At 56.7% G+C, this 14,323-nt stretch carries 12 protein-coding genes; 8 read left to right on the plus strand and 4 right to left on the minus strand.

The window, feature by feature from the left end; all coding sequences use genetic code 11:
- Nucleotides 1-364 precede the first annotated feature (364 nt).
- Genes lptM through xerC form a run of 4 tightly spaced genes read left to right on the plus strand, consistent with a single transcriptional unit; the run spans nucleotide 365 to nucleotide 2,941 of the window.
- Nucleotides 365-499: an LPS translocon maturation chaperone LptM gene (lptM, locus tag CODIS_RS20340; RefSeq protein WP_083220489.1), complete on the plus strand. Its 135-nt coding sequence runs from the start codon at nucleotides 365-367 to the stop codon at nucleotides 497-499.
- Nucleotides 496-1,326: a diaminopimelate epimerase gene (gene dapF / locus CODIS_RS01340; RefSeq protein ID WP_069120935.1), complete on the plus strand. Its 831-nt coding sequence runs from the start codon at nucleotides 496-498 to the stop codon at nucleotides 1,324-1,326. The genes lptM and dapF overlap by 4 nt, the downstream gene beginning before the upstream one ends.
- Nucleotides 1,323-2,018, plus strand: a complete 696-nt coding sequence (locus CODIS_RS01345) for a DUF484 family protein (protein WP_069120936.1) — start codon at nucleotides 1,323-1,325, stop codon at nucleotides 2,016-2,018. Before dapF ends, CODIS_RS01345 begins: the two co-directional genes overlap by 4 nt.
- A 5-nt stretch (nucleotides 2,019-2,023) precedes the next feature.
- Nucleotides 2,024-2,941 (plus strand): tyrosine recombinase XerC, encoded by a 918-nt coding sequence (gene xerC / locus CODIS_RS01350; protein WP_069120937.1) that lies wholly within the window; start codon nucleotides 2,024-2,026, stop codon nucleotides 2,939-2,941.
- 35 nt (nucleotides 2,942-2,976) lie between these two features.
- Here the strand turns inward: xerC and CODIS_RS01355 are convergent, their stop codons facing one another.
- On the minus strand, nucleotides 2,977-3,912 hold the full coding sequence (locus CODIS_RS01355; RefSeq protein WP_069120938.1) for a LysR substrate-binding domain-containing protein: 936 nt from the start codon (nucleotides 3,910-3,912) through the stop codon (nucleotides 2,977-2,979).
- 316 nt (nucleotides 3,913-4,228) lie between these two features.
- Between CODIS_RS01355 and CODIS_RS01360 the strand changes: the two genes are divergently transcribed.
- From CODIS_RS01360 to CODIS_RS01375, 4 genes are read left to right on the plus strand one after another with little or no spacing between them, the layout of a single operon-like run.
- Nucleotides 4,229-4,813 carry a 2-oxoacid:acceptor oxidoreductase family protein gene (locus CODIS_RS01360; protein ID WP_069120939.1) on the plus strand — a complete coding sequence of 195 codons (585 nt, stop codon included), beginning with the start codon at nucleotides 4,229-4,231 and terminating at the stop codon, nucleotides 4,811-4,813.
- Entirely contained in the window at nucleotides 4,806-6,062 is a 1,257-nt protein-coding gene (locus CODIS_RS01365) for a transketolase C-terminal domain-containing protein (RefSeq protein ID WP_069120940.1), read from the plus strand. Before CODIS_RS01360 ends, CODIS_RS01365 begins: the two co-directional genes overlap by 8 nt.
- Nucleotides 6,063-6,073: 11 nt before the next feature.
- Complete coding sequence (locus tag CODIS_RS01370) at nucleotides 6,074-7,066, plus strand: thiamine pyrophosphate-dependent enzyme (protein ID WP_069120941.1); 993 nt, start codon at nucleotides 6,074-6,076, stop codon at nucleotides 7,064-7,066.
- A gap of 2 nt (nucleotides 7,067-7,068) precedes the next feature.
- Nucleotides 7,069-8,691, plus strand: coding sequence for an NAD(P)-binding protein (locus CODIS_RS01375; protein WP_069120942.1), 1,623 nt, complete (start codon nucleotides 7,069-7,071; stop codon nucleotides 8,689-8,691).
- 50 nt (nucleotides 8,692-8,741) lie between these two features.
- Here the strand turns inward: CODIS_RS01375 and CODIS_RS01380 are convergent, their stop codons facing one another.
- The 3 genes from CODIS_RS01380 to CODIS_RS01390 all read right to left on the minus strand — a co-directional run bounded on the left by CODIS_RS01380 (nucleotide 8,742) and on the right by CODIS_RS01390 (nucleotide 14,321).
- Nucleotides 8,742-9,749: an ABC transporter substrate-binding protein gene (locus tag CODIS_RS01380; protein WP_162420079.1), complete on the minus strand. Its 1,008-nt coding sequence runs from the start codon at nucleotides 9,747-9,749 to the stop codon at nucleotides 8,742-8,744.
- Nucleotides 9,746-11,248 carry a sensor domain-containing diguanylate cyclase gene (locus tag CODIS_RS01385; RefSeq protein WP_069120944.1) on the minus strand — a complete coding sequence of 501 codons (1,503 nt, stop codon included), beginning with the start codon at nucleotides 11,246-11,248 and terminating at the stop codon, nucleotides 9,746-9,748. The genes CODIS_RS01380 and CODIS_RS01385 overlap by 4 nt, the downstream gene beginning before the upstream one ends.
- A 211-nt stretch (nucleotides 11,249-11,459) precedes the next feature.
- The gene (locus tag CODIS_RS01390; RefSeq protein WP_069120945.1) at nucleotides 11,460-14,321 is read right to left on the minus strand and encodes an efflux RND transporter permease subunit; all 2,862 of its coding nucleotides are present in this window, start codon (nucleotides 14,319-14,321) and stop codon (nucleotides 11,460-11,462) included.
- Nucleotides 14,322-14,323 lie beyond the last annotated feature (2 nt).

Consider the following 14,323-nt stretch of genomic DNA (forward strand, 5'->3'; position numbering starts at 1 on the left):
TTCCTTTACCTGCATTGGCTCTAGCACCGTCCCATAAAAAGCCATCAAGCAACGCTCTTTTGCCATGAAGCCGGATTCGATAAACAAACAGCAGTCACCTATAAGAGTTTTGATCCTTGGCATCCTGCTCATTGTTACTCTCCATCCACACCATCGGCATATAAGTATGGGGATAGCGGGAAACACTGCCGTAATGGCCCTGACGACAGTAGTCATTGTAGCGGTTGGTTTCGCCATTATCATCTATGCACCGGCCGCCACAATTAGGAAATACAAAGCTGAACCTTCCGTAAATGCCCTAGTGACATCAATTGATGTATGCTAAGCATGCAGAGTCTGGGATACAAGTAACGGGAGAGAACCGGTGCCAATACAACTGCAACTAAAAATTCTATTGTTGGCGCTACTCCTGATCATCACTGCATGCGGCCAGAAGGGACCGCTCTTCATGCCGGATAAGGTGCAACACGATAAAACGGCAGAAGCGCCAGGTTCATGAAACTCCATTTCACTAAAATGCACGGTCTCGGCAATGACTTTGTGGTAATCGATGCGATCAGTCAATCCATCGATTTATCACCAAAGACACTGCAAAAACTGGCAGACAGGCACTTCGGTATCGGTTGCGACCAAATATTGCTGATCGAACCCCCCGAATCGACCGATACCGATTTCTATTATCGGATCTACAATGCCGATGGCTCAGAAGTCGAGGCTTGCGGCAATGGCGCACGGTGCTTTGCCCGCTTTGTCAAAGAGAAGGGGCTGAGCACAAAATCTTCAATCCCGGTCGAAACCCTGGCAGGTAAGATTTCCCTGCGACACTTGGCTGACGGCCATGTGGAGGTCGACATGGGCGCTCCCATCTTCGAGCCTGCATTGATACCCTTTACAGCGCCACAACAGGCAAATACCTATCTCCTGGATGTCGACGATCAACAGGTATCATTGTCTGCGGTATCGATGGGAAATCCACATGCGGTGCTCATCGTACCCAGTGTCGATCAGGCGGATGTGGCAAAACTGGGACCATTGATCGAGAATCATCCCAGATTCCCGCATCGCACCAATGTAGGCTTCATGCAGATCGACCGCACCACAGAGATCCGATTGCGTGTGTTTGAGCGCGGCACCGGAGAAACGCTGGCCTGTGGCTCAGGCGCCAGCGCAGCCGTAGCAGCCGGCCGCCGGCTTGGTCTGCTTGATGAAGAGGTCTTGGTACACCTACCTGGCGGCGATCTTGTGGTAAAGTGGCACTCAGAAGGCCAACCCGTACTTATTGAAGGTCCGGCAGAGATCGTGTACGAAGGAACCATCGACCTATGAAACAAAAAGCCCCTAAAGAATCTACACAAGTGGATGAACTGGAAGAACAGGTGGTCGAATACCTGAATCACCACCCCGATTTCTTCGCTAACCACCCGGAACTGCTTGGCAAGATCGAGATACCTCACGAAAGCGGTGCGGCTGTCTCTCTGATCGAACGCCAGGTCGAGGCGCTGCGCAGCCAGCTTCAAGAGTCTCAACAAAAGCTCTCGGAACTACTGGAGGTTGCGCGAACCAATGGTCAGTTACAGGATCGCATGCACCGGCTGACCCTGGAACTGATCGATGCCGCCACCTTCGAAGAGGTCTTGAATGCACTGGAAGATGAGTTGCATGACGATTTCAAGGCCGATGCCGTGGAGTTGAGACTTTTCTCCGCCAGTAATATCGATGAGCATCTGGACGAGACCCTGAGTGGTCAAACCGACACATTTGAACAGTTCTTCAGTCAAAATCAACCGATCTGCGGAAAACTCGACCAGGATCAACTCGACTATATCTTCGGTACCGAAGGTGATCGAATCGCCTCTACTGCATTGATCCCGTTGAAGAGCGAGGGGGTGCTCGGTCTGCTCGCCATCGGTAGCTGTGATGCCGATAGGTTCGCCCCTCATCATGGCACCGAATTTCTCACCCGCCTTGGGGAGATAATCAGCCGCACCCTGCAGGCCGTCTCCCTCCCCGGTATTTAGTATCCGTGTCCTCTCCCAGCAGCCTGCAACTCCAGGAGTGGATAGCGCTTTATTTTGACTACCTGCGGCATGAACGACGCCTTTCGCCCCGCACCCTGGAGAGCTACAAACGTGATCTGAAAGCGGCTATGGCCTGGCTGGAGCAGCAACAGTTAACCCGCTGGGAAGAGATCACTCAACACCATATAAGGCACTACATCGCGACACGACACCGGGTGGGACTGGCGGCCAAAAGCCTGCATCGCGAACTCTCCAGCCTGCGCGGACTGTTTAATTTTCTCATTCGGGAACAGCAGCTTGATTCCAACCCGGCACTCGGTGTCCGCGCACCCAAGGTAAGGCGCAAGCTGCCTGTCACCCTCGACCCGGATCAGGTCAGTCGCCTCTTGGATATCACTGACGACTCCCCGGTCGCTGTCCGCGATAGAGCGATCATGGAACTTTTCTATTCATCCGGACTCCGCCTGGCGGAACTGGTAAATCTCAATCTGCAGGATATCGACCTCAAGGAACAGCTGGTCGAAGTCACTGGCAAGGGGGCGAAAGCGAGACGCCTGCCCGTGGGTAAAATTGCCAAACAGGCCCTTGAGCAATGGTTTGCGATCAGGCCGCAAATGGCGACTGAGGATGAGATTGCACTCTTCGTCGGCGTACGGGGCAGGCGAATCAATCGCAGCACCATTCAGCGCCAACTCCATGCCTGGTCCGTCGCCCAGGGAACACCCCGCAATGTCCACCCTCATCTGCTGCGTCACTCTTTCGCCACTCATCTGTTGGAATCGTCCGGCGATTTACGCGCCGTTCAGGAACTGCTGGGGCATGCCAACATCAGCACCACCCAGATATATACCCATCTTGACTTTCAACACCTGGCCGATGTCTATGACCGGGCCCACCCCAGAGCCAAGAAGAAGCGGGATTGAGACGGCGAATGGTATGTAAACAGTGTTAACAGGCCCTAGCGGCTTTTACCTGGATCAGCACTCTCCGTGGCGCTTTCCATGCGTGCGGACGCAGCCCGAAACAGATCGATAAACCGCTGTTGATGATTACGTAGATATTTATCCCTTCGATAGCCGATTTTCGTCACCTCCCAGGGAAACAGGTGATTCAATTCCCGCATCCCCAGGTCTCGGTCCTTTTCACGCTCATAGGCCAATTCCGCGATGATGCCGATCCCCAAGCCCTCTCTGACGTAGGTCTTGATCACATCGGTGTCTGTGGCACTCAAGACCACATGCGGCATCAGCCCTGCATTGCTGAATGTATCATTCAGATGCCCACGGCCCGTAAACCCGACTACATATGTGATGATCGGGTATCTACAGAGCGCTTTGAGGGTAATTTGCTTGCGTTTAAACACTGCATGTAAATCTGGCGCTATGAGACAGCGATTCCACCGGTTGCAGGGTATCGCCAGCAGCGCCGGGTTGTTGCTCAGCGCTTCGGTACAGATGGCAAAATCCACTTTGTCCTGAACCGCCATGTCGACCAGCTGCTGCGGCCTGCCCTCCAGTATCTGGAGCTCCACTTTCGGGTAAGCCAGGCTGAACTGCCGGATGACCGGCGGTAGCACGTAACGCGCCTGTGTATGGGTAGTGCCGATACGCAGGGTACCGACATCCTCGGAGACATGATCCTGACCCACCGCCAGGATATTGGCCGTATCGGCCTGGATGTTGCGCGCATAGTGCAGGACCCTTTCCCCTGCCTCAGTCAAACCAACCAGTCTTTTACCCTGGCGCAAAAATAGTCTTGTACCCAGGTTCGCCTCAAGCTGTTTGATGTGCTGTGAGACAGCGGGTTGAACCAGATGCAGACTCTGCGCTGTCCGGCTCACGCTGTAATCGTATTCAACCAGGAGCACCAATGACTTAAGTTGCCGGAGATCCATATCATTAATATTTATATATATGCACTATATATTATTTTACATTATTAATTGGCCTGTAGATACTTCGCCCCCGTGGATTCGGATACAATCTGAATTCACACCAACAAGAGCGCCACACAGCCAAAACCCATCGGCTGTTACAACAGAAAGCGCTCATGTTATGCAGCACAATAACTCGCGCCGGTATTTTTCCGGTGACAAGAACAAGCACGCATCATCTTTTTGTTCATCAGGTGTACGGATTCACCCAATCCGTCAGGTTCGTCCGTCTGCTCACAAGGCCGCCGGATAATCTACCTCACAGGAGAAAAGACACATGTTTCAGATCCGCATCCACGGACGCGGTGGCCAGGGGGTCGTCTCTGCCGCCGAAATGCTCTCCGTCGCCGCTTTCCTCGAAGACAAACATGCCCAGGCGGTACCGAGCTTCGGCTCCGAACGCATGGGCGCCCCGGTGGTCGCCTTCTGCCGTATCGACGATCAGCCGATACGTCTGCGCGAACCGGTACTCGAACCGGATATCCTGATCATCCAGGATCCGACACTGTTCAATGCCATCGACGTCTTCAACGGCCTCACCGAAGACGGCCATCTGCTGATCAATACCGGCAAGACCATCGAAGAGCTCGGTATCGAAAATGCTGTTGAACACCTGCCCGACGGACACGTCTGCACTGTGCCCGCCACCGACATCGCACTGACCCATGTCAAACGTCCGGTGCCTAACGCGGTCCTGCTCGGCGCCCTCTCGGCGGTCACCGGAGTGATCAAAATCGACTCGGTTATCGAGGCGATCGAGACCAAGTTCCCCGGTAAGGTGGGTCAGACCAATATCACCGCGGCCAAGGTCGCCTACGCGATGGCGCAAACTTCGGCGCTGCAGGAGGCGACCCATGCTTAAGCAGATCGAAGGTTCACACGGTATCGCGGAAGCGGTGGCCCTGTGCCGCCCCGAGGTAATCTGCGCCTATCCCATCACCCCCCAGACCCACATCGTGGAGGACCTGGGGACGATGGTGAAGAGCGGAAGCCTGAAACAGTGCGAGTTCATCAACGTGGAGTCGGAGTTTGCGGCTCTCTCCGTGGCCATTGGCTCCTCCGCTGCCGGCGCCCGCTCCTACACCGCCACCGCCAGCCAGGGCCTGCTCTATATGGCCGAGGCGGTCTACAACGCCTCCGGTCTCGGCCTGCCCATCGTGATGACGGTGGGCAACCGGGCCATCGGCGCACCGATCAACATCTGGAACGATCAATCTGACTCCATGTCCATGCGTGACGCCGGCTGGATCCAACTCTTCGCCGAGACAAACCAGGAAGCCTTGGATCTGCATATCCAGGCCTTTCGCATCGCCGAGAAGTTGAGTATGCCGGTGATGGTCTGCGTCGACGGTTTCATCCTCACCCACGCCTACGAACGGATGGATATACCCGAGCAGGAACAGGTGGACCGCTTTCTCCCTCCTTTCGAGCCGCGTCAGGTGCTCGATCCGGCGGAGCCGATCTCCATCGGCGCCATGGTGGGACCTGAGGCCTTCACCGAAGTGCGTTACCTGGCCCACCACAAGCAGATGCAGGCCCTGGAGCTGATCCCGGAGATCGCCGAGGAGTTCAAAACCATCTTCGGCCGCGACTCGGGTGGACTCATCTCCAACTACCGGACAGAGGATGCTGAGACTATTATCGTCACCCTCGGTTCGGTGATCGGCACCATCGCGGATGTGATCGACACGATGCGTGATGCGGGACACAAGATCGGCGCCATCTCCCTCCGTTGTTACCGGCCCTTCCCCAAGGAACTCCTGCGAAACGCACTGCTGGAGTGCCAACGGGTTGTGGTGTTCGAGAAATGTCTGGCGGTGGGCATGGGCGGCATCGTCGCCAACAATGTCCGCATGTCGACCCGTGGCTTGAGTACGCCTGTCTACACCGTCATCGGCGGACTCGGTGGACGCCCCATCACTCGCAAGTCACTCACCGATCTGTTTGAGAGGGCGATGCAGGACGATTTGGAAGAGACCAGCTTCCTCGATATCAAGTGCGACATCGTGGAACGGGAGCTGGCGCGGGAGCGGGCACACACCCGTTCCGGATCTGCGGCGGAAAACATCCTGCGTGAGGTTGGCGTGGTCGACGCCGCCAAGACAGCCTGAGGAGGAGCGACATGCCACATCAACAAGTGAAATTCTATCAAACTGGCACCCTCACCGTGGGCAATCGCCTGCTCGACGAGGCCCAGCGTACGGTGCAGGCGACCATGGACCGCTCCAACTCCCTCGACTCCGGCCACCGCGCCTGTCAGGGGTGCGGCGAAGCCCTGGGCGCGCGATACGCCATCGATGCCGCCATGCGCGCCACCGACAACCAGCTGATCGCCGCCAATGCAACCGGCTGTCTGGAGGTCTTCACCACCCCTTATCCTGAGTCGGCCTGGCGCATCCCCTGGATGCACTCTCTGTTCGGCAACGCCCCCGCCGTCGCCACCGGCATCGCCGCGGCCATGCGGGTCAAAGGGAAGGAGAATGTACGGGTCATCGCCCAGGGAGGCGACGGCGGTACCACCGATATCGGTTTCGGCGCGCTCTCCGGCATGTTCGAGCGCAACGATGACGTGCTCTACATCTGCTACGACAACCAGGCCTACATGAACACCGGGGTACAGCGCTCCTCCGCCACACCCGGCTCGGCGCGCACCGCCACCACCATGCCGGTGGGTCCGGAACCCGGGGCCGATTTCGACAAGGGTAAGAATCTACCCCTGATCGCCATGGCCCACGGTATTCCCTACGTCGCGACCGCCAGCGTAGACCGGCTGCATGACCTGGAAGCCAAGGTGGAAAAGGCCATGTCGATCCGGGGCGCCCGATATATCCAGGTTTTCGTGCCCTGCCCCCTGGGCTGGGGCTCCAAGCCCGCGGATACGGTGAAGATCGCCCGGCTCGCCGTGGAGAGCGGACTCTACCCCCTGTTCGAGGCGGAGTACGGTGAAATCACCGCCTCCACCAAGATCCGCCGCAAAGTTCCGGTATCGGACTACCTCAAACTACAGCGCCGCTTCGCCCACACCCTGAAGAACGAGACACAGTTGGCCCAGCTTCAGACGGTGGCGGACAATAACATCCGCCGTTTCGGCCTCATCGACGAGCAGGGAGACTGAGCATGAAAAAACCCTTTGCGATTACCCTCGACGTGGGCAGCAGTCTGCTCAACAAGACCGGTTCCTGGCGTACCGATCGGCCGGTCTACCTGGACCGCCTGCCTCCCTGTAACAACGCCTGTCCGGCAGGCGAGAATATCCAGGCCTGGCTCTACCATGCGGAAGAGGGCCACTACGAAAAGGCCTGGCGGGAAATCATGCTCAACAATCCTTTTCCCGCCGTCATGGGACGGGTCTGTTACCACCCTTGCGAGAGCGCCTGTAACCGGGTCCACGTGGACGACGCGGTGGGCATCAACTCGGTGGAACGCTTTCTCGGCGACCAAGCCCTGCGCCAGGGCTGGAAGGTCGAACCGGGTCGGGACACCGGCAAGCGGGTGATGGTGGTCGGTGCCGGTCCGGCCGGACTCGCCTGCGCCTACCACCTGTGCCGCTTCGGTCACCAGGTTACCGTCTACGAGGCCTCCCCCCAGGCCGGCGGCATGGTGCGCTACGGCATCCCCAAGTACCGCATGCCGCGGGAAAAGCTGAAGGCGGAGATTCAGCGTATCGAGGCGATGGGGGTGGAGATCGTGCTGAATACCCGCATCGACGACATCCAGGGCTTCAAGCAAGCCAATGGCTTCGATGCGGTATTCCTCGCCATCGGCGCGCAGCAGGCCAAACGGATCGAAATCCCCGCCGACGACAGCGTACCGGTGCTCGACGCCGTCAGCCTACTGCGTTCGGTTGAGGAGGAGGAGCATGTGGCGCTGCGTGGCCATGTAGCGGTCTACGGCGGCGGCAACTCCGCCATCGACGTGGCCCGCACCGCCATCCGCATGGGGGCGACCCGGGTCACCCAGGTGGTCTTCGAGGCGCGCGAGAAGATGCCGGCCCATGAGATGGAGATCCGTGAGGCCCTGGAAGAGGGGGTGGAGATCCTGCCCTTGCGGGCGATCCGGGAGATCCGGGACGGCAGCCTGCAGTTGGAACTGATGGTCGACAGCGAAGCGCAGTGGCCTCAACCGTCAGGTCAGTTCGAGCCGTTCGCTGCGGACGTAGTGATCCAGGCCCTGGGCCAGCGGGTCGAGACCGATCTGCTGACACCCCTGGAGGGGGTCAGGATCGAAGCAGACTCGGTACAGGTCGACCGACAGATGATGACCGGCGCCGAAGGCATCTTCGCCGGCGGCGACATGGCGCCCTCCGCGCGCACGGTGACCACTGCCATCGGCCATGGCAAGCATGCCGCCCGCAGTATCGATGCCTGGCTCAAGGGGGAGACCTACATCAAACCCGATAAACACGAGATTGCCGACATCGCCAAAATGAACACCTGGTACTACTCAGACGCCCCCCGCACGGTACGGCCGATGCTCGACATCGTCCGGCGTCAGAGCGGATTCGCGGAGGTGGTGGGCGACCTGGACGAGGTCAATGCCGCCTACGAGGCACGCCGCTGCATGTCCTGCGGCAACTGCTTCGAGTGCGACAACTGCTATGGCGTCTGCCCCGACAACGCGATCACCAAGCTGGGGCCGGGCAATCGATTCGAGTTCAAGTATGACTACTGCAAGGGGTGTGGTATGTGCGCCGCGGAGTGTCCTTGCGGTGCAATCAAAATGGAACCCGAGAATATCTGATTCGTCATCTTGCCAGGGAAGGCTTTTTTCATAGAATGCCACACAATCGTTTAGTCTGTATTTGAGAGGTCATGAATCACTTTTGAAGCCTTCTCACGCTGGCGGGCAATCAGTGCCAATGGACGAAAGTCCGCTTCAAACGCACCCAATCGCATTAAAGTGTGTGACACGGGCACGCCCGCCACGACAGGATATTCATGATTCAGCTCAGCGAACAGGCGCTGGCTGTCAAACCCGGCCAGAAACTCCAGGAAATCGATCGCCAATTGAGGGTGCGGCGAATAATGAGTGACCCCACCACCACTGATATTCACATGCACGCCAGTTTCTGGCCAGACCCGGGACACCCGGTTTGCGACTTCCCGATCCCTCTCATTGTCGCTGTCCAACATCATGGCAAAATAGTAGCTGTTGACCACCGCCACATCGCATTCCCCCTTCGCTAACGCACGCACCTGATCACGATCCCCCCCCTGTGGCGGTCTGGCAAGATTGAAGATGACCCCGCTCAACCACGCTCTCACTCGCTTCTCGCCCCAACGCGCGAGCAGGGCGGCGATCAATGACTGATTGTAGACGTGCTTCAAATCACGCATGCAGACCCGTCCCTCGAGCGCGGAAGATGATAGATCCGCATAGTCCCGCAATTCAAACCGGGGGATACGACCGGGGACATACAGCAGCATCCGGGCGCGCAGGGAGAGTCCGTACCAAAAGCCCTGAGGGTCTCTATATTCAGCCGGGATCAGGCTGCTGAGCAGCTGAGATTGCTTTGCCTGCAACAGACCCATCTCCCTTGCAGCTTCCAATACACCGATATCAGCCGTCAGCAGCAGATCCGCCGGAGACGCATCACCCTCCTCAGCCAGGCGCTGCAACAGTGTATCGGATTTATCCTGAACATACCGGACCGCTACCCCTCTCGATGCCTGATAGGCCTGCAGGAGGGGTGCCATCAACGCCTGTTGGCGGGAACCGTAGATAACCAATGATTCATCGGACGCTGAGATCGGTGTGACGAACAGCGTGACTATGAGGATTATGCAAAGTCTGATCATGGTGTTTCCGGCCTTTTGCATTCGTCGTCGTAGTAGCGGTCACGCCCATCCTCCTTCGCCTTGTAAAGCAACTCATCCGCCCGTTGCAGGAGATCTTCCAAGGTACCCCCTTTCCGATAGTGGGCGACACCGGCACTCGCCGTGATTTTAAGCTTTCGGATGGGACCACGAAAATGCAGACATTTGAGCCGCTCAAGGATTCGGTGCACCAAGTGGGCCGCATCACACTCATTACATGCGTTGATGATCACCAGAAACTCTTCACCGCCATATCGGACCGGTATGTCACCCTGGCGCACCTCAGAAGCGATAGCCTTGCCTACCGCACGCAATACCTGATCGCCCGCCCGATGACCGAACTCGTCGTTGACCTGCTTGAAGTGATCGATATCGATCATGGCCACCGAAATAGTATTCACCTGACCGCGACCGATCCGGCTGATCTGGGCATTGGCGGCATCCTCCATATAACGCCGGGTATAGAGACCGGTCAGAAAATCGTGGATAGCCGCGGCCTTCAAATCTTTCAGATAACGATACCTCTGATTCATATAAAGTGCCGTCAGAAAGAGCAGCGCGCTCAGCAGGAGGCTGGCAGTCACGGCAAAGTAGACATGCTCTTTTACATCTTTGGTCGGTTTGAAAACATGCATCTCCCATCCACGGGAGAGTAATAGCGTGGCCTGTGTCAGGTACTCCACCCCATCATCGAGAACCACCAGTTTAGAGACACCGTCCCAGTATCGCTCCTCTCGCATCGGCAAAAGCGTGAAAAGAGAATCCGCATAGCGCTTGAACCGGCTTATCTTCTCGATTGTTGAGGTGGTTATAGGTCGCAGACTCTTCAAGTGCCAGCGTGATTCACTGGTGAGAAAGATCACACCCTCCCGATCGGCCACCAACAGGCGTAGATCCAGGTCGGAGAAGAGCAGGCCCAACTCGTCCAGTGTGACTTTGATCACTGCAACACCAATGATCTGATCCGATCCGGGATCGAGAACTGGACGGGCGACATAGTAGCCCAACACGTCGGAGGTCGTGCCAATCGCCACGTCGCGCCCCATCAGGCCTTTTGCAGCGCGTTGGAAATAGTAGCGAAAGCCGTAATTATTGCCGACAAAGGTCTTCTCCGCTTGCCAGTTGCTGGCGGCAAGGGTATTACCGCCGAGATCCATCACATAGATGGCGCTGGCACGCACCTCCTCGTTGAGTGTCTGGAGATAGGTATTCGCCACGCTGACGATCTTTTTATCCCGGGAATTTCTAAGCAGGGCGCCCACCTGTCGACTTGCGGCTACGGAACCGACAAGCCGGTCATAACCGGTCAGGTAGTCCTCCAGCTTGCGCGCAAAGATCATTAGATCATTTTCTGTCTCCTCGGCCAGCCCCGTCAATCCATGCTGGCGGGTGAAATGGACGCTGGCCCAAAGCAAGAGCGGAGCCAGGATGCCAAATATCAGCAGGATGAACAGATAGTGATGTCGTTGTCTGAAGGTCATTGTGTTATCTAACGTATCTGGCGCACGCATTACTCTTAATCTTAGAGTGTGGATCATCCATTTCCCATACTGGATCTCAACTCAATTGGCATATTAGAGAACCACTCGTACAAACCTGACATGAACAATGCCCACACTCCAATTGAGATGGAACCTAATCATAGGCAACGCCACGGTGGTAAGAAGGTCAGGGCATTTACAGCCGACTCATTCAGAGAGGGAATACAAACCTCGGCCTTAACCAATAGACCATCAACGGCAATACTGTGAGGGCGATAAAGACATCCATGATCAGCGCCTCCGAAATATAGAGGCTCACCGACCAGAGGTTTGCCAGTTCGGTATTCATCAGGGGGATAAAGCTGCTGAGCAGCACAACCATGGAGATAATGATCGCCGATCCGGTGGTGGCCTGTGTCTTGCGCAGGGCCGCCTTCCAGATGCCGCCATTGGCCTGATACTCTTCCCGCAATCGGGAAACCATGTAGACGCCATAATCGACACCCAGCCCCATGGCGATGCTCAAAGCCACCTGTACGTGAAACGCCAGATTTGCCGACCACTCGCCGATGGAGGACATATAGGCGCCAAGACCGTACTGAGTCATCAGGGTAATGAAACAGAGACCGATCAGGATAAACGCCACCACCCAAGACCTGAACATCAACAGAGTCATGATGAAGACTGTGACCGATGTCGCCACCGGGGCGTTTAGCCACTCTTTAAACGCGACATCGCGGGTCGCCTCGGTCACCCCGAGAAAGCCACCGATCGCGGCCTTACCCGGTATGGTGTCATCGGTAATGATACTGCGCCCCTCTTCATTCGGTATTTGAATCGTCTCGTTAGCCGCAATGCCGAATCGCAACTGATCCATCCCGGGATCGTCCTGATGGGTGTTGATGTAGCTCTGGAAATCGACGATGGTACGGTGTGTCTCCACTGGATCCATGGTATTGACAAAGCCGACAATCACACCCTCATCCCAGTTTCGTGTGTTGACAAAACTATCCAGATCCCCGGCCCCCGCCCCGGTCACCAACATGCCGTTGTATAACTGTACCGTCTCATCCGGGTCAGGCAGGTAACCCTGTCCACCTTTGGTGCGATAGGCGTATGGAAACTGTTTTATATGTGCCAGGGTCGGTATGGCATGAAGATTCATATGGCCCAGCGGAGGCTCCAGCGGCGGTGTATTGAGGATCATGTTCAGCGTTTTTACAAACTGTACATAAGAGATGGTGTAACCGATATTGGGGTGGCCACGCAGCCAATCCTCAAATTTCGAAAGCGCTTCGAGCACGGTCGCATCATTAAACACCCCCTGAGGGGGATCTTCCTGCTCATCGAAACAGCGCTCAGGCCCGATGACCCGGCGACCCTCCCGGTCCCAGGCATCGAGTCCGCAAGTTGGCAGGGTTCCCGCTTTGGAACGCACCAGAAGGTTGGCCGTGATAACACCAGGCATCTGGCGGGAAAGGGTCCGCAGATCCGCAATCGGCTTCACTTCACCACCATCTCCCAGCAGCTCACCCAACAGGTAGTGATCCTTGAATGCCGCACGCGGATAGTGGATACCTTTTTCCACACCGGGCATGATGTCGAACTCGTCCTGGATACGGGCCACTTCCGGATCGCTTCTACCCGCCTCACCGGCCATGACTGCGGTAAAGCCGCGGCCTAATTCCGCATAGTGTGCTGAGAGTAACCAGACGGCGATCACCGCCACCACCGGCACCCATTTCCAGCGGCCTGTGATCAGGGCCGTCAGCCCTGACGCCAGCCGTAACTCCCAGCCGCGCTCATGTTCATGACTATGGATGGTGGGGGGAAAGGTCAGCATCAGAAGAGGTATCAGTGTCGTGGTGGTCAGAATCAGCGTCGACATACCGAAGATGCCGAAATAGGCGTAGGCCTTATAAAAAGAGATATCGACAAATGAGATGGCGAAAAAGCCGTGCAGGTCGGTCCCGATAGAGAGTGCCGCGGGTACGATTGTCGAACGTATCGATCGATATGCCGCCTCCTCCTTGTCGCCGGTCTGTCCCAGCTCCTGCATGAAACGCCGGGTGATCTGCATCGAGTGGCCGATACCGATGGCCAACAAGAGCATCGGCGTCAACGCCATCATGGTGGTCAGTTTGAATTGTGTGAAGCCCATCAGTCCGAGCGTCAGGATGATCGTCATACCGACGCCCAGCAGGGGCAGCACTGCACAGCTCCAATGGCGAAACTCATACCAGAGAATCAGCAGGATAATCAGCAGCGAGACAGCGAACAGCCACGCCTTGTCCCGTAGTTCCTGTACCATGGTCGCCAGGAAATAGGGTTCGCCGGATATGGTGAACTCCACCCGGTCGCCGTAGCGCGACTGGTAATCGGCCATCAGCGCCTTCATATCGGCAATCCAGCTGAGATGGTTCTGTTTCAGCTCATTACTGAAATCGCCGATGATAAATGTCCCCATAGGCCGGCACTGCTGATGCAACCGAGCCATGGATGCAGTGCTGATCTCGCCATCCGCCCCCACCATGTCACACTTTTCACCGGATCTATCCTGGTAGTAGAGCAGCAGGGCCTGCAGCACCAGATGCTTCTCCAATCCCTGACGCAGATAGGCAATCTGGTTGTGCTGTTCAAACGGATTGTCCGAGAGGCCGTTGGCCGGCAGCAGGCGGCTGAAATCGAGACTTCCCCCTGGATCGATACCGATATTGCGCAACTTCGGCGAGGGCAGGCCGACAAAGTTACCGCTGTTGGCGTAATCGAGCGCAGTCACGTCACGGTAAAACGCTTGGACCATGCGAATAAACCAAGGCTGATAGATATCGCCCTGCTTGATCTTCATGCCCCATACCATGAGATTGCCCATACCGTAGGTCATCTCCGTGTAGAGATTGGTCGCAATGTAAGGGTTGGAGAGGGGGAGCAGGGAATCCGGATCATTGCGCAGGTTGACCTTGTCGATATAAAAGGCCGCCCAGATTGTGGTGGCGAAACAGAGCGTGATCACAGCCCAGCGGTATTTCAGCACAAAACGTGCATAGCGGTCCGCATAGTTGCCGTTAGCCATCA

Origin of the sequence: Candidatus Thiodiazotropha endolucinida, assembly GCF_001715975.1 — a bacterium.
Taxonomy (GTDB): Bacteria; Pseudomonadota; Gammaproteobacteria; order Chromatiales; family Chromatiaceae; genus Thiodiazotropha; species Thiodiazotropha endolucinida.